At 69.7% G+C, this 15,368-nt stretch carries 14 protein-coding genes and 2 riboswitches; of the genes, 3 read left to right on the forward strand and 11 right to left on the reverse strand.

Annotated features, from left to right (window positions below; genetic code table 11):
• Window positions 1–239: 239 nt before the first annotated feature.
• Window positions 240–914 carry a hypothetical protein gene (locus M1E25_RS08850; protein WP_251412289.1) on the forward strand — a complete coding sequence of 225 codons (675 nt, stop codon included), beginning with the start codon at window positions 240–242 and terminating at the stop codon, window positions 912–914.
• A 152-nt stretch (window positions 915–1,066) separates the two neighbouring features.
• Entirely contained in the window at window positions 1,067–1,261 is a 195-nt protein-coding gene (locus M1E25_RS08855) for a DUF5999 family protein (protein ID WP_251412291.1), read from the forward strand.
• Window positions 1,262–1,352: 91 nt separating this feature from the next.
• Here the strand turns inward: M1E25_RS08855 and gcvP are convergent, their stop codons facing one another.
• Window positions 1,353–4,238, reverse strand: coding sequence for an aminomethyl-transferring glycine dehydrogenase (gene gcvP, locus M1E25_RS08860; RefSeq protein WP_251412292.1), 2,886 nt, complete (start codon window positions 4,236–4,238; stop codon window positions 1,353–1,355).
• A gap of 60 nt (window positions 4,239–4,298) precedes the next feature.
• Window positions 4,299–4,426: riboswitch (glycine riboswitch) on the reverse strand.
• Window positions 4,427–4,523, reverse strand: a riboswitch (glycine riboswitch). It lies immediately after the preceding riboswitch.
• A 98-nt stretch (window positions 4,524–4,621) separates the two neighbouring features.
• Here gcvP and M1E25_RS08865 point away from each other — a divergent pair.
• Complete coding sequence (locus M1E25_RS08865; RefSeq protein ID WP_251412328.1) at window positions 4,622–5,005, forward strand: PRC-barrel domain-containing protein; 384 nt, start codon at window positions 4,622–4,624, stop codon at window positions 5,003–5,005.
• Here M1E25_RS08865 and M1E25_RS08870 read toward each other — a convergent pair.
• From M1E25_RS08870 to clsA, 10 genes are all read right to left on the reverse strand, one after another.
• Window positions 4,927–6,375: a DNA polymerase IV gene (locus tag M1E25_RS08870; RefSeq protein WP_251412294.1), complete on the reverse strand. Its 1,449-nt coding sequence runs from the start codon at window positions 6,373–6,375 to the stop codon at window positions 4,927–4,929. The genes M1E25_RS08865 and M1E25_RS08870 overlap by 79 nt on opposite strands.
• A 52-nt stretch (window positions 6,376–6,427) precedes the next feature.
• Window positions 6,428–7,036, reverse strand: coding sequence for a MerR family transcriptional regulator (locus M1E25_RS08875; RefSeq protein ID WP_372500544.1), 609 nt, complete (start codon window positions 7,034–7,036; stop codon window positions 6,428–6,430).
• A gap of 163 nt (window positions 7,037–7,199) precedes the next feature.
• Window positions 7,200–7,673 (reverse strand): bifunctional nuclease family protein, encoded by a 474-nt coding sequence (locus M1E25_RS08880; RefSeq protein WP_006123076.1) that lies wholly within the window; start codon window positions 7,671–7,673, stop codon window positions 7,200–7,202.
• Window positions 7,674–7,736: 63 nt separating this feature from the next.
• Entirely contained in the window at window positions 7,737–8,465 is a 729-nt protein-coding gene (gene ftsR / locus M1E25_RS08885) for a transcriptional regulator FtsR (protein ID WP_251412299.1), read from the reverse strand.
• A 15-nt stretch (window positions 8,466–8,480) separates the two neighbouring features.
• Entirely contained in the window at window positions 8,481–9,017 is a 537-nt protein-coding gene (locus tag M1E25_RS25595; protein ID WP_285830539.1) for a double zinc ribbon and FHA domain-containing protein, read from the reverse strand.
• 492 nt (window positions 9,018–9,509) lie between these two features.
• Complete coding sequence (locus M1E25_RS08895) at window positions 9,510–10,367, reverse strand: DUF881 domain-containing protein (RefSeq protein WP_372500546.1); 858 nt, start codon at window positions 10,365–10,367, stop codon at window positions 9,510–9,512.
• Between the two features lie 310 nt (window positions 10,368–10,677).
• A complete protein-coding gene (locus M1E25_RS08900) occupies window positions 10,678–11,010 on the reverse strand; it encodes a small basic family protein (protein ID WP_251412303.1) in 333 nt (110 codons plus the stop codon).
• Window positions 11,007–11,921 carry a DUF881 domain-containing protein gene (locus M1E25_RS08905; RefSeq protein ID WP_372500545.1) on the reverse strand — a complete coding sequence of 305 codons (915 nt, stop codon included), beginning with the start codon at window positions 11,919–11,921 and terminating at the stop codon, window positions 11,007–11,009. The genes M1E25_RS08900 and M1E25_RS08905 overlap by 4 nt, the downstream gene beginning before the upstream one ends.
• A 109-nt stretch (window positions 11,922–12,030) precedes the next feature.
• Window positions 12,031–14,526 (reverse strand): mannose-1-phosphate guanyltransferase, encoded by a 2,496-nt coding sequence (locus M1E25_RS08910; protein WP_251412307.1) that lies wholly within the window; start codon window positions 14,524–14,526, stop codon window positions 12,031–12,033.
• Window positions 14,527–14,644: 118 nt separating this feature from the next.
• Window positions 14,645–15,253 (reverse strand): cardiolipin synthase ClsA, encoded by a 609-nt coding sequence (gene clsA, locus M1E25_RS08915; RefSeq protein WP_251412310.1) that lies wholly within the window; start codon window positions 15,251–15,253, stop codon window positions 14,645–14,647.
• Between the last annotated feature and the right edge of the window lie 115 nt (window positions 15,254–15,368).

Below are 15,368 nucleotides of genomic sequence, written 5' to 3' on the forward strand. Positions count from 1 at the left end.
CACCGGACAGAAGGGGACCGATCCACCTCGGAAAATGGTCCGGTAATCACCTTGCCGTCGGCATGCAGGACTCCCGACGGAATCATCGCCTGATCAGGTCGTATAAGCTCTCGGTGAGGCAGAGAGAAGGCACAGCACAGCCGGTGCGTCGCCCCGGACTCCTCTGACCTCTTCGACACTCCATTCTCCGCACGACGTTCCGTAGTTTCACGTGTCTTTGATACGAGAGGCGACTCACGATGCCGCTGCATGTCCCTTTGGCACCCTCGCCTGCCCTGCGCAGCGTCCTGACGGCCCTTGGCTCCCCCACAGCCGTCGACGAACGCAGGACTCCGGCCCTGCGCAGGGCAACCGGCCCGCTCATCCCCGACGTACCACTTCCCGTGCACGTACTGGAGCGGATCACCCCCGACGGCGAGGGCCCCCGCACCGCCCTGGCCGGCTGGCGCTTCCTGGTCCGGGACGGTCAGGAGGCGGGAGCGCCGGCCGTGGCCGCGGCGCAGACCGCGCTGACCGCGGACGGATGGGCCTTCGCGCACTTCGTCGAGGGCCCCTATGTCAGGGCCACGGAACGAGCCCTGGCCCAGGCCGAGTCGATCCCGGACACTGCGTACCAACCGCGTCTGCTGTCGGTGCCCGAGCTCTACATGATGACCCTGTGGCTGCACGAGGACGTCACCGCCGACGCCGAAGCGGGCCGGCCCGCCTCCGGTGACCTGCTGATCCCGCTGGCGCCCGCGCCTCCGGGCATCGTGCCCCACGTTCCGCGCCGGGTGGCGGATCTGCTTCCGGTCATGACCCTGCGAGTGTCGACCGCGGCGCTCCTGGGCTCGTCCGGCGGACATCGTCCGTTCCGGCCATCGGTATCCCCCGAAGTGACCTCCCGGTGCTTCCGAACCCGCCCGCAAGGGTGATAGTCCCTGTACCCATGCGGGGGTTGCCGCAAAATCCCTGCGGAACCACCCCCCTGGGGCAACACTGGAACCGATCCCACGCTTTCGGGGGCGCGGCCCCCGACACCGGTCCGGGCCGCGGAACACCACCACATCACAGGGAAGAACACGCCATGTGCCAGCACAAGCCGCCCTGCCCGTCCGCCGAGTCCGCCGACCGCGAGGCCGCCCAGCCTCTGGCGCGCCATCCGGAACAGGGCTGGAGCCTGCTGTGCAACGGCGTTCTCCTGTTCGAGGACACCGGCGAACTGCTTCCCGACGGGCGGATCATCGCCCCGCACCGGCCGCGGATGGTGACCGCGGCCTGAGAGAACCCGCCCTCCCGGCCGGGACGCCCGGAGGCGGGACATCCGAAGGGGCCGGCCGACGTCACCGCCGAACCGGCCCCCTCCTCGAGGATCAGGCGTCGTAGTCCTCCAGGGGCGGGCACGAGCAGACGAGGTTGCGGTCGCCGAACGCCCCGTCGATCCGGCGCACCGGCGGCCAGTACTTGTCGGCCGGCACGACCCCCGCCGGGAAGACCGCGTTCCGGCGGCTGTAGGGGTGGCCCCAGTCCCCGGCCAGGGCGTCCGCCGTGTGTGGGGCGTTGCGGAGCGGGTTGTTCTCGACGGTCCACTCCCCCGAGGCGACCTGGTCGATCTCCGCACGAATAGCGATCATGGCTTCGCAGAAACGGTCGAGTTCCGCGAGGTCCTCGCTCTCGGTGGGCTCGATCATCAGGGTTCCGGCGACAGGGAAGGACATCGTCGGTGCGTGGAATCCGTAGTCGATCAGGCGCTTGGCCACGTCGTCGACGCTCACTCCGGTCGCTTTGGTGAGCGGGCGCAGGTCGACGATGCACTCGTGGGCCACCAGCCCGTTCGGCCCCGTGTAGAGCACCGGGAAGTGGGGCTCGAGCCGCTTGGCGATGTAGTTGGCGCCCAGCACGGCGACCTGGGTGGCCCGCCGCAGGCCCTCGGCGCCCATCAGCCGGACGTACGCCCAGGAGATCGGCAGGATGCCCGCCGAGCCCCACGGCGCGGCGGAGATCGGGCCCACACCGGTCTCGGGTCCGGCGGCCGGCTGGAACGGGTGGTTGGGCAGGTAGGGGGCGAGATGCGCCCGGACCCCGACCGGACCGACGCCGGGGCCGCCGCCACCGTGCGGGATGCAGAACGTCTTGTGCAGGTTGAGGTGCGACACGTCCGAGCCGAACTTGCCCGGCTTGGCGAGGCCGACCAGCGCGTTGAGGTTGGCGCCGTCCACGTAGACCTGCCCGCCGGCGTCGTGCACCGCGGCGCAGATGTCGGTGATGTGCTCCTCGAAGACCCCGTGCGTCGACGGGTAGGTGACCATCAGCACGGCCAGCTGGTCGGCGTACTGCTCGATCTTGGCGTTGAGGTCGTCGACGTCGACGTCTCCGTCGTCTCGGGTCCTGACCACCACGACCTTCATGCCGGCCATCACCGCGCTGGCCGCGTTGGTTCCGTGGGCCGAGGACGGGATCAGGCAGACGGTGCGCTGCTCGTCGCCGTTGGCCCGGTGGTAGGCCCGCACCGCGAGCAGACCGGCGAGCTCGCCCTGGGACCCGGCGTTGGGCTGGAGTGAGACCTTGTCGTAGCCGGTGACCTCGGCGAGGCGCTCCTCGAGCTCACGGATGAGAGTCAGGTAGCCCTCCGCCTGCTCGACCGGAGCGAAGGGATGCAGGGCGCCGAACTCGGGCCAGGTCACCGGCTCCATCTCGGTCGTGGCGTTGAGCTTCATGGTGCACGAGCCCAGCGGGATCATTCCGCGGTCGAGTGCGTAGTCACGGTCCGCGAGCGCCCGCAGGTAGCGCAGCATCGCGGTCTCGGACCGGTACGCGTGGAAGACCGGGTGGGTCAGGAATTCGCCGGTGCGCCGCAGACCCTCGGGGAGGGCCTCGCCGGTCCCGGCGTCCAGGGCGTCCACGTCGGCCTCGGCTCCGAACGCGCCCCACACCGCGGTCAGGTGCCGGCGGCCGGTGGTCTCGTCACAGGAGATGCCGACCAGGTCGCCGTCGACGAGGCGCAGGTTGATCCCGGCCCTGCGAGCCGCCTCGACGACCTCCTGGGCCCGCCCGGGGACCCGGGCGGTCACGGTGTCGAAGTACGCGTCGTGGACGACCTCGACGCCTCCCGCCCGCAGTCCCTCGGCGAGCAGGGTCGCGAAGCGGTGGGTACGTCGGGCGATGGCGGCGAGTCCGTCGGGACCGTGGTGGACGGCGTACATCCCCGCCATGACGGCGAGGAGGACCTGCGCCGTGCAGATGTTGCTGGTGGCCTTCTCGCGGCGGATGTGCTGCTCACGTGTCTGCAGCGCCAAGCGGTAGGCCTTCTTGCCGTCGGCGTCCACGGACACGCCGACGAGCCGGCCGGGAAGATTCCGGGCGAACCTGTCCCGGACCGCCATGAAGCCGGCGTGCGGGCCGCCGAAGCCCATCGGCACGCCGAACCGCTGGCTGTTCCCGACGGCGATGTCGGCGCCGAGTTCCCCGGGCGGAGTCAGCAGCGTGAGGGCCAGCAGGTCGGCCGCGACGGTGACGATCGCGCCCAGTTCATGGGCCTGTTCGATGACCGGACGCAGGTCGCGGACCCGGCCGGACGCACCGGGGTACTGCAGCAGCACGCCGAAGACACCGCGCTCGGCAACCTCGGCGGGGACGCCGTCGGACAGGTCGGCCACGACCACGTCGACACCGGTCGGCTCGGCACGGGTCTCGATCACGGCGACGGTCTGGGGCAGGCAGTCGGCGTCGATGAGGAAGACGCCGTCCTTGACCTTCCCGACCCGGCGGGAGAGCGCCATGGCCTCGGCAGCGGCAGTGCCCTCGTCGAGCAGCGACGCCCCGGAAGTCGGCAGACCGGTCAGATCGGCGACGACCGTCTGGAAGTTCAGCAGCGCCTCCAGCCGGCCCTGGGAGATCTCGGGCTGGTACGGCGTGTACGCGGTGTACCAGGCGGGGTTCTCCATGACGTTGCGCAGGATGACCGGCGGGGTGAAGGTGCCGTGGTAGCCGAGGCCGATCATCGACGACAGCACCTGGTTGCGGTCGGCCAGTTCCCTGAGTTCCGCCAGGACGTCGGCCTCGCTCCGGGCGTCGGGGAGGTTCAGCGCCTCTGCGCTCTTGATCACCTCGGGCACGGCGGCGGCTGTGAGTTCCTCGAGGGAGCCGTAGCCGACCTGGGCCAGCATCTTGGCCTGGGCCTCGGCATCGGGGCCGATGTGGCGCTGTTCGAAGGGGGTGCCACGTTCGAGCTGGGAGAGCGGGACTCGGTTGGCTGTCATCTGCGGAGGCCTCCTGGTCGTACGACCTGCGAGGGGCACCACGGCGCGGGTACCCGGACGGCCTCCCCCTCTGTCATCTCGACCTGAGAGCTTCACCGGGGCCGCCGGGTCCCGGTTTTCACCGTCGGTGAGGAGGGGTTTCCGCCGGCCGGTGGCCGTTCGTAGCCCGCCCTGCTTTCCAGAGTGACCTCGCCCGAGCGGTACGTGTGCCTGAGAGATTCCGGGGAGGATTTGCTCCTTCGGCGCCTCCTGCCTTGCGGTGGAGGACTCTCCCGCACGGGGTCTGCGGCCACAGCCAGCCTACCAGCGCTCTCCCCCACCCCTCCGAGTGGCCGAACGTCCCGCTCTGCATTTTCGTAGTTCTCAGAGACGTTCTGCGAGCAATTGGAGGGACCGTGCAGACCGACATCGATCCGCGGAGCCTGATAGGCCGCAAGGCGTACGACCGGGAAGGCGCGAAGCTCGGAACCGTCGACGAGGTCTACCTCGACGACGCCACGGGACGACCCGAATGGGCTGCCGTACGGACCGGATTTTTCGGCCGGGACGCGTTCGTCCCCCTCGAGCCCAGCGAGATCGTGGACAACGCCCTGCGCGTGCCCTTCCTGCGGGACCTGGTCCGCAACGCCCCCGACTTCGGCGTCGGCCGGCATCTCTCCCCCGAGCAGGAGGTCCAGCTCTATCACCACTACGGCCTCGACGCCGCGGCACCGGAGCGCTCCGCTCCCGGCGAGGACTTCGGCCGTATCGCCGGGGCCGGGGACTGACCGGCCCCGCCCGTCAGCGGCAGTGGTTCGGAGGGCTGCAGATCCGGGTCGTCCACGGGAAACGTTCGGACTCGGCCCGGCGCCGAGCCCGGGCGCTCGAAGCGGACCGTCACCTTTCCGACACCACTGCCCTGCACCCAGCCCGCTCCGTGCTCGGGATGCCGGACGTCGTGGCCGGGCAGCCAGCGACGGACGGCCGGACGGCCGGCCGCCGGGGCGCCCTGGCTCCCGGTCACGCCGGCAACATCCAGGGCCTCGGCCTCGAGCGATCCGCTCTCCGCCCGCTCGGCGTTCTCGGAGGCCGCCTGCGCGAAGAGATCCTCCTGGGTGAAGTCGGCGAGTCCGCTCACGCCCACTCCGAGGAGCCGGATGCCGCCCGTGGTGTCCACCCCGTCGAGCAGGCGGTCCGCGGCCTCCCGCACCACCGCCGGCTCGTCGGTGGGTCCGCGCAGGGTCTCGGAGCGGGTGAGCGTCGAGAAGTCGTAGCGCCGGACCTTGAGCACCACGGTGCGCCCCGAGCGTCCGGCGGAGCGCAGCCGCTTCACGCAGCGGTCGGCGAGCCGGCCGACCTCGGCGCGGACCCGCACCCGGTCGTGCAGATCGACGTCGAACGTGTCCTCGACGGAAACGGACTTGGCGTCCCGCTCGGCAACCACGGGACGGTCGTCGTGTCCGGTCGACATGGCGTGCAACGAGGTTCCGTGCGCTTTCCCCAGCAGCCGTACGAGTTCGCCCTCGCCGGCTTCCGCTATCTCCGCGACCGTGTGGATTCCGGCCCTTCGCAGGTGTTCGGCCGTGGCCGGGCCCACTCCGGGCAGGATGCGGGCGGGCATCGGTCCGAGCAGACGGCGTTCGGTGCCCGGCCGGATGACCGCCAGCCCGTCCGGTTTGGCCTGCTCGGAGGCGATCTTGGCCAGCATCTTCGAGCCGGCCAGCCCCACGGAGCCGGTGAGCGTCGTCGCCGCGCGGATGTCGCGGCGGAGTTTCTCGCCTGCGCGTCGTGCTGCTTCCTCGCCGGCCTCGATGCCGCCGGCCTCCAGGTCGACGAAGGCCTCGTCGAGGCTCAGCGGTTCGACGAGCGGGGAGAGCGCGTGCAGGAGCTCCATGACGGCGTCACTGACCTGGCGGTACAGCGAGAAGCGCGGTGTCAGATAGGCCGCGTTGGGGCAGAGACGCCGCGCCTGTGCGGTCGACATCGCCGAGTGGACCCCGAAGCCGCGGGCCTCGTACGACGCGGTGGAGACCACGCCGCGCGGCCCCAGCCCGCCGACGACGACGGGCTTTCCGCGCAGGCTGGGTTTCGCGGCCTGTTCCGCGGCAGCGAAGAACGCATCCATGTCCAGATGCAGGATCGTCGGAGCGTCTCTCACGCCTCCGATGCTGCCCTACGGCAGTGACAACCGCCCGGAACGGCGGGCCTTCTCAGACGGCGCGGTTGCGACGACGGGCCAGTTCATCGGCCGGGTTGTGCCGGATGAGCGTCTCCCCGGTGTCGACCCGTTCGCCGGGGAGCTGGGCGAGGGCCTGCTCGACGTCACCGCGCACGACCCCGACCGCAATGCCGAAGACCCCCTGACCACCCTGGAGGAGCCCGACGACCTCGTCCGGCGAGGTGCACTCGTGCACCGTGGCGCCATCGCTCATGAGGGTCATCTGCGCGAGATCCTCGGCTGTCCGGGTGCACAGGTGACTGACGGCGGCACGGATGTTCTGCAGGGACACCCCGGTGTCCAGCAGCCGCTTCACGATCTTCAGCACCACGACGTCACGGAAGCTGTAGAGCCGCTGGGTCCCGGAGCCCTGGGCCGATCGCACGCTGGGCTCGACGAGACCGGTACGCGCCCAGTAGTCAAGCTGTCGGTAGGTGATGCCGGCGGCCGCGCATGCCGTGGGTCCCCGGTAGCCGAGTCGGTCGGCGGGGTCCCCGCCTCCGTCTGCTTCCCTCGTGTGCTGCCCGACAGCGGGTTCGCCCACGCCCCTGCAGAGCGGAACAGCGCCGCCCGCAACTCTGCCGTCGCCGGTGCTTCTCACGCCGACCTCCGTCCTTGACCTGCCTTGACGACGGTAGGGAGTAGCCCGGGGTGCGTCAACGATCGCCACACTCGGCACGCCGGGTGATAATCACCCCGAGAGTGGTTTTCCGTGCTCGTGTCCGGGGAACGGCTGGCCGGATGGTCGGCCTCGCTCAACGGGGTCACTGGCTGTTGGTGCCGAAGTCCTCGGGCGAGATCTGGTCGAGGAACTCGCGGAACTTCTCCACCTCGTCCTCCTGCTCATCGGGGATCGCGATCCCCGCATCGTCCAGCACGCCGTCGCTGCCGTAGATCGGGGTCCCCGTACGCAGCGCGAGCGCTATGGCGTCCGAGGGCCTGGCACTGACCTCCACACCGCTGGCGAACACCAGCTCGGCGTAGAAGACCCCCTCGCGCAGATCCGTGATCCGTACCTCGGTGAGTTCCTGGCCGACGGCCTCGAGCACGTCCTTGAAGAGATCGTGCGTGAGCGGACGCGCAGGGGCCATGCCCTGCTGCGCGAACGCGATGGCAGTCGCCTCACCCGGGCCGATCCAGATGGGAAGGTACCGGTCGCCTCCCACTTCCCGCAGAAGCACGATCGGCTGGTTGGAGGGCATTTCCACCCGGACACCCACGACATCGAGCTCGTTCACACAGCAACCCTAGGACGTGCGTGCCGGGTTTGGGTAGTCGGGCGGTTTCCGCACGCCCTCCGATCAGGGCGACGGCGACCGGAGCGCGGACTCCACGAAGGCCGCGTGGAGCCGTACGAACAGGGCAGCCAGCTCACGTGCGGTCGCCTCGGCGTCATTTCTCGTCTGCGGGTTCCGGTGCCGCCGCAAGGGTGCCACGATCTGCTCGACAAGCCCTGCCTGCCGGTCCGCGGCCGCTCTCACCGCGCGCAGATGGCGGGGCTCCACCCCGAACCGCCCGATCTCGGCCACCAGCCGGGCCACGGCCACGGACTCCCTGTCGTAGCACCCGTCGTCCGCCGGGGCCACCAGGCCGTAGGCCTCCCACTCCACGAGGTCGTCTTCGCCGGCACCCGCCTCCTCGAGGAACTCCTCACGGGCGATGCGGGACGGTCCCCCGGCCGTTGCATCGAGCAGCTCCGGGGCCGGGCCCGGCGCGGGCATTCGGACGTCCGCACCGCGGGCCGGGGCGTCCAGGTGCTCCCGGATGACCTCGAGTGGGAGGTAGTGATCGCGCTGCATCCGCAGCACGGACGCGAGCCGGTCGACATCGTCGGGACTGAATTTCCGGTACCCGGACGGCGTCCGCTCGGGCTCGACGAGCCCCTCGGCCTCCAAGAACCTGATCTTGGAAATCGTGGCCTCGGGAAACTCGTCGCGCAACAGGCCGAGGACCGTGCCAATGCTCATCGAGCGTCCCGCGCCGGCCGAGGTGCCGCCCGCGCGGGAACCGCCCGACGGTGTCCGAGGCATGGTCCTCCCCGAGGGTCAGATGCCCCGCTGGCTCGCGTAGAAGATCAGCCGGTACTTTCCGATCTGCACCTCGTCGCCGTTCGCCAGCGGCACGGAGTCGATCCGCTCACGGTTGACGTAGGTGCCATTGAGGCTCCCGACGTCGGAGGCGGTGAAGCCGCCGTCCTGACCGCGGTGGAACTCCACGTGCCGCCGCGAGACCGTCACGTCGTCGAGGAAGATGTCGCTCTGCGGGTGCCGGCCGGCTGTGGTGAGATCACTGTCCAGCAGGAACCGGCTGCCCGAATTGGGGCCGCGCCGGACCACCAGCAGTGCCGAGCCGGGCGGAAGGTCGTCGACGGCGGCCTGAGCCTCAGGGGACAGCGGCGGCGCGGTCTGGCCGGTCGCCTCGGCCTCGTACGCCTCCAGCCCGGAGATCGAGATGGTGGACGTCGTCTCGGACGGGCGCTCCGCGGCAGCAGAGACACGCAGCGGCGCACCGCAGTTGGAACAGAAGCGGCTGGCTTCCGCGTTCCGGTGACCGCACCGCGTACAAACCGGCAAGGCCGACATGGGCTGAGCCTCCTGCCCCGCCTGCCCCGCAGGGGCAGTGGACGTGTGCGGACCCGGGCCGATGCCACCGCCCGCACTCATTGCTGATGGATCCTGGAAACCTATGGCTGCGGGCCCCGCAGGGTCAACCGACGACGCGCCGTGGCCGCCGGCAATGTCGCCGCTCGCGCCCGCGACCTCATCGCGGAACAGCGGACGTGCCCCGACCTCGGTGTTTCCCTCCCCCGACGTTCCGCCACGGCGGCCCGCATCGCCGCCGCCGTCCTCACGCGGGCTCTTACCGAACAACTTCCCGAACAACTTCACGGGCGATTCCCCTTGAATGACACAGACCCGCCCGTGGGGCAGGACAAGCCCTCGACGTACTGGCCGACTTGGACACCTTGACAACGTTCCTGATCGCCGGACAGTTTCCACCACGCACCATCCCCCCGGTGCGCCGACCCCCTGCATCCTCATGCCCAGCCGAAGCGGGCCTGATGCGCGCGATTCTCACTGCGATGACGACCGAGCGTAGTCAGGCCGCTTCACCGGCCGCAAGGCGTCCACGACAACCCGCTTCGACGGGGTGATGACGACCTCGGCCTGCTCCTTCTCCAGGCTCTGCACCACACCGCCCGGGATGTTGAGGGCGGGTTCCAGATCCTGGGGCTTGCCGATGACCTTGAACCTGAAGGGTGCGCGCACGGTCCGATCGCCGATCCGGACCCCGCGCGTGGTGTCGGCGAAGGACGAGTCGGCCACGATACGCACGTCGTTGATCTGGATGGCTTCGGCTCCCGCCGCCCGCAGCTCCTGGATCGCGTCGAGGAGCATGTCCGCCTGGACCGTCCTGCGCGGATCCCGGATCGTGACGTTGATTCCCGGTCCCTGCGCCGCCACCGTCCCTGCCAGCACTCCCAGCTGCTGTTCCTTCTCGACGGTCTGCCTGCGGGCTTCCTCGGCCTGGTCGGAGCTGTTCTCGAGTTCCGCACGCTGGTCCTCCAGCCGCCGCTTCTCGCCTTCGAGTCGGGCGGTCCGGTCGTCGAGCTCGTCGAGGATACGGACCAGGTCCTCCTGGCGTGCGCCACGCAGAGCACTGTTGTCGCTGGTGGAACGCACCTGGATCGCCAGGCCCAGCCCGAGGACGAACAGCAGCAGCGCAACGATGAGCTGTGCCCGGGTGATGCGCGGTGGCCACAGGACGGCGAGCAGACGTGTGCGTCCGCTGCCCGCGGCAGCAACCCCTCCGGATTCCTCCGCAGCCACGTCCTCCGCAGCGGTCTGCGGTGGGACGTCAGCCCGCTTCGGGGCGGCCGGACGTTCGGGAACCGGCGGGCGCTGGGAGCCCATCGCGCGCTCGGGGGGCAGATCGGGGCCGGCCGGCTCCCCCGCAGCGCGCCGCGGGGCAGCAGACGGCCGGGGTGCCTCCGGCCCCTCCGGACGCTCGGGGCCGGGCGCGCCGACATCGGGCCGGTGCCCTTCCTTGCGGTGTTCTGGGGGGCCCGGTCGGCCTGCGGCCGCGGCTGAAGGGCCGGTGTCCGGCGGTCCGGACCTCCTCGGCTGGGCCTCCTCCGCGGAGTCCGGCGACGTGGCGGAAGTGTCCGGCTGCTCGGGGGCCCGGGGTGTTTCCGGCTCTTCCGGTTTCTCGGGTCCGGGAATCTCGTCGTTGCTCATGCGATCAGGCCCTGAACACGTGACGGCGGATGGCTGCCGCGTTGGAGAAGATCCGGATGCCCAGCACCACAACCACACCGGTCGACAGCTGCGCCCCGACGCCGAGCTTGTCGCCCAGGAAAACGATCAGCGCGGCAACCACGACGTTGGACAGGAACGAGACCACGAACACCTTGTCGTCGAAGATGCCGTCGAGCATCGCGCGCAGACCGCCGAAGACCGCGTCGAGCGCTGCCACGACGGCGATCGGCAGATAGGGTTCGACGACCGCGGGTACCTCGGGCCGGACGAACAATCCGACCACGACTCCTACGATGAGGCCCAGTACGGCGATCACGATATGCCCTTCCCTGTGTCGGCGGACCTCTCCCGGGTACCGCCCACCGGCTCTGCGGTGCGAACGATCAGGCTCGGCGCGGCCGCAAGCCGCACGTTCTCCTGGGTGGTAATACTGGTGCGGACACCGTAGTTCTCGACCAGCACGCTCAGGTACTGGCCGTCGGCGCTGTTCTCGAAGGCGGTGCGCAGCCGGTCGCCGTCCCCCACCGCAAGCACCGTGTACGGCGGCACCAGCGGCCTGTTGTCGACCAGTACGGCGTCACCCGCCGCCCTGATCGCAGACAGTGCCGTGAGGCGCTGGCCGTTGACGGAGATGGCCTCGGCGCCGGCCTGCCAGAGCCCGTTGACGATGCGCTGCATGTCGCGGTCGCGCACGCGGCCGGTGTCCGCGAAACCGCTGCCCTGCCGTGCGCCGTCGCCTCCTTGACCCGCGCCCTTGGCGTCGTCGACGACGAGCTTGACACCGGGGCCGTGGACCGGCGTCGCACCGGCCTGCAGCGCGACGCTCTGCCCTTGGGGACCGCCGTGCTTCTCGAGTGCCCGGCGCTGCTGTCTGCCGACGGACTCTCGGAGCGTGTCGACGGTCTTCTGCAGACGATCCGCCCGGTCGGTGGCCGCCTCGACGCGGTCGATCAGCTTCTGGCGTTCCTTGGCCACGACCGGGGCGGAAACGCGGGCCTGCGCAGCGCCGACGGTGACCACGATCCCCGCGAGCACCAGACCGGCGGCGAGACCCAGTTTCGCGCGCAGCGTCTTGGGCAGTCCGCCCCCTTCGGCGCTGCGCCGCGCGGCCGCCTCGGCATAGCCGTCGTCGAGGCTGTGGTCCATCACGTTGGTCAGCAGCGACATCGAGGCGTCCGGACGCGCGGTGGTGGATCCGGTGCTCCGGTCGGGATGCTGCTGAGGCATGCCGCACATCGTCGCATGGCGACGTCGGCGGCTTCTTCACGGGGCCCTGCACGGGACCGCCATGGGGGGGTGCAACTGGCACCACCCCATGGCGAAGTGCCCCGAATCGTCAGCGGCCCGCGCTGTCCACCACGGACGACCATTCGTCGAGGAGTGCCTGTGCCGAGGCGTCGTCGGGCCCTTCCGCCCACAGGTGCGTGACGGCCTCCGCGGGGTCGGGAAGCACCATCACCCAGCGGCCGTCGGCCTCGACGACCCGGACTCCGTCGGTGGTGTCCACGGAACGGTCGCCGGCCGCCTCCACGACGCGGCGCATCACGAGGCCCTTCACGGCCCAGGGAGTGGGAAGGTCACGCCGTTGAACGTGCGCCTGCGGGATCCGGGCGTCGATCTGGCTCAGGGTGAGCTGCGTGCGCGCCACCAGCCCGAGGAGGCGAACGAAGGCCGCCGTCCCGTCGAAGACGCTGCTGGACTCCGGGACGATGAAGCCGCCGCGGCCGTCGCCGCCGAAGACAGTGGAGTCCAGCCTGCCGACCCGGGTGAGGTCGTCGGGCGATGTCGTCGTCCACTCGACGAGCGTCCCGTGGTAGGCGGCCACTTGTTCGGCGATCCGGGTCGTGGTCACCGGGAGAGCCACCCGGCCGCTGCGGCGCTCCGCCGCGACGAGATCGAGCATCACCAGAAGCGCACGGTCGTCCTCGATGATGCGGCCGCGCTCGTCGACGAGTGACAGCCGCTCGCCGACCGGGTCGAACCGGACCCCGAACGCCGCACGGGCGGACGCGACGATCTCGCCCAGCCGGACGAGGCCGGAACGCCGACTGTCGACAGTCTCCGTGGGCCGGCCCTCGTCGAGGCCGGGGTTGATCGTGAGGGAGTCCACCCCGAGCCGTCCGAGCAGGCTGGGCAGCACGAGCCCGGCGCTGCCGTTGGAGGCGTCCACGACGACTTTGAGTCCCGCATCGGCGATACCCGCGGTGTCGACTGCACGCAGGAGCGTTCCGGTGTAGGAGTCGAAGACGCTCGCCGGGAAGCGCAGATCGCCGATCTCGCCCGGGAAGGCGCGGCGGTACTCCTGGCGGGCGTAGACCCGGTCGAGTTTCCGCTGCTTCGCCTGGGAGAGGTCGGCGCCCCTCTCGTCGAAGAACATGATGTCGACGGAGTCGGGGATGCCCGGCGTGGTCCGCACCATGATCCCGCCGGCACTGCCGCGTGCGGTCTGCTGGCGTGCGACCGGCAGCGGAACGTTCTCGAGGTCACGGACGTCGATGGCGCTGGCCTGGAGAGCGGAGATGACGGCCCGCTTGAGGGCGCGAGCGCCCCGGGAGTGGTCCCGGGCGGTGGTCACCGTGGCGCCCTTCTTGAGGGTCGTGGCATAGGCGCCGGCCAGCCGGACCGCCAGCTCCGGGGTGATCTCGACGTTGATGATCCCCGAGACCCCCCGCGCGCCGAAAAGGGACTTCTGTCCCCGGGACTCCCAGATCACCGAGGTGTTGACGAACGCACCCTCCTCGATGGTCTTGAACGGGTAGACCCGGACGTTGCCCTGGACGATCGATTCCTCACCGACCAGGCATTCGTCGCCCACCACCGCACCGTCCTCGATGCGGGCGGCGCGCATGATGTCGGTGTTCTTGCCGATGACGCAGCCGCGCAGGTTGCTCTGCGGCCCGATGTAGACGTTGTCGTGGACGACGGCGCGGTGCAGGAACGCTCCGCCCTTCACCACGACGTTCGAGCCGACCACCGTGTGCTCCCGGATCTCCGCCCCGGCCTCGATCTTGGCGTAGTCACCGATGTAGAGCGGTCCGCGCAGTTCCGCCTCCGGGTGGACCTCGGCGCCTTCGGCGACCCACACCCCCGGCGAGATCTCGAAGCCGTCGATGTCGACGTCGACCTTGCCCTCGAGGACGTCGGCCTGCGCCTTCACATAGCTCTCGTGCGTACCGACATCCTCCCAGTAGCCCTCGGCGATGTAGCCGTAGATCGGCTTGCCTTCCTTCATGAGCTGAGGGAACACGTCCCCGGACCAGTCGACGGAGACGTCGGCCTCGACGTAGTCGAAGACCTCGGGTTCCATCACGTAGATCCCGGTGTTCACCGTGTCGGAGAAGACCTGGCCCCAGGTGGGCTTCTCGAGGAACCGCTCGACCTTGCCGGATTCGTCGACGATGGTGATGCCGAATTCAAGCGGATTCGGAACGCGCGTCAGGCAGACCGTGACGAGCGCTCCCTTTTCCTTGTGGAACTCGATGAGCTCGGTGAGGTTGAAGTCGGTGAGTGCGTCACCGGAAATCACCAGGAAGGAATCGTCCTTGAGTGCTTCCTCGGCATTCTTGACGCTTCCGGCGGTACCCAGTGGTTTTTCTTCGTCGGCGTAGGCGAGCTGCATGCCCAGCTCTTCACCGTCACCGAAATAATTCCTGACCAGCGAGGCAAGGAATTGAACCGTCACCACGGTCTCACTGAGACCGTGACGCTTGAGCAGTCTGAGAACATGCTCCATGATCGGCCTGTTGACGACAGGCAGAAGCGGCTTGGGCATGCTCGAGGTCATCGGGCGGAGGCGAGTGCCTTCGCCTCCGGCCATCACGACGGCCTTCATCTCGGAAGCGTCCTCCTCGAAGAGACGACGGTCATGCCGACTTCGTTCGTCCGGATCGCTCAGGATTCGGCTCCCTGACCTCCGGCCACCGAGATGGGCCCTTGAGTCACCGGCGTACTCAGTCGGCCGCGGCGTCCGCTCTGACCAGTCGGCGGACCTGAACCACGTAAAGGACTCCTGCCCACCAGTAGAGCGTTGTACCCCAACCCGCGAATGCCCACCCGAAAATGGCGGCGAGTGACTGCAACCAGCCGCTTCCGTCACTCAGGAGCAGCAACGGGAAGGCGTACATCAGGTTGAACGTGGCCGCCTTGCCGAGAAAGTTCACCTGAGGGGGCGGATAACCGTGCCGGCGGAGGATGCCCACCATCACGAGGAGCATGAGATCCCGGGCCAGCAGGACTCCGGTGATCCACCAGGGGAGGATCCCCCGCCAGGTGAGGCCGACGAGAGTGGAGAGGATGTAGAGGCGGTCGGCAGCGGGGTCGAGCAAGCGTCCGAGGTTGCTGACCTGGTTCCAGTGCCGGGCGAGCTTCCCGTCGAGGTAGTCGGTGACGCCGCTGAGGGCGAGGATCAGCAGCGCCCAGCCGTCACTCTTGGGGCCGCCGAACTCGGGCCACAGGATCAGCCACAGGAAGAGCGGCACGCCGACCAGGCGAGCCATGCTCAGAATGTTCGGGATGGTGAGGACGCGGTCCGTCTGGACCCGCGTCTCCTGGACCTCCACCCGGGGGCCTCCTGGGGGAACGTGCCGACAATGCCCACTGACCTTACCCGCAGTCCGCACGGGGTGGCGCAGAGGGGCCCGGTTCCGGAAATGACAGTAGGCCCTGCCGGAAACC

Origin of the sequence: Streptomyces meridianus, assembly GCF_023703325.1 — a bacterium.
GTDB classification, from domain to species: Bacteria; Actinomycetota; Actinomycetes; order Streptomycetales; family Streptomycetaceae; genus Streptomyces; species Streptomyces meridianus.

What these genes read in the sequence shown, in the direction of transcription:
- gcvP (WP_251412292.1), bottom strand. Translation starts at nt 4,238, where the DNA reads ATGACAGCCAACCGAGTCCCGCTCTCCCAGCTCGAACGTGGCACCCCC.
- M1E25_RS08905 (WP_372500545.1), bottom strand. Translation starts at nt 11,921, where the DNA reads ATGCCTCAGCAGCATCCCGACCGGAGCACCGGATCCACCACCGCGCGT.
- M1E25_RS08855 (WP_251412291.1), top strand. Translation starts at nt 1,067, where the DNA reads ATGTGCCAGCACAAGCCGCCCTGCCCGTCCGCCGAGTCCGCCGACCGC.
- ftsR (WP_251412299.1), bottom strand. Translation starts at nt 8,465, where the DNA reads ATGCCTCGGACACCGTCGGGCGGTTCCCGCGCGGGCGGCACCTCGGCC.
- M1E25_RS08850 (WP_251412289.1), top strand. Translation starts at nt 240, where the DNA reads ATGCCGCTGCATGTCCCTTTGGCACCCTCGCCTGCCCTGCGCAGCGTC.
- M1E25_RS25595 (WP_285830539.1), bottom strand. Translation starts at nt 9,017, where the DNA reads ATGTCGGCCTTGCCGGTTTGTACGCGGTGCGGTCACCGGAACGCGGAA.
- M1E25_RS08910 (WP_251412307.1), bottom strand. Translation starts at nt 14,526, where the DNA reads ATGAAGGCCGTCGTGATGGCCGGAGGCGAAGGCACTCGCCTCCGCCCG.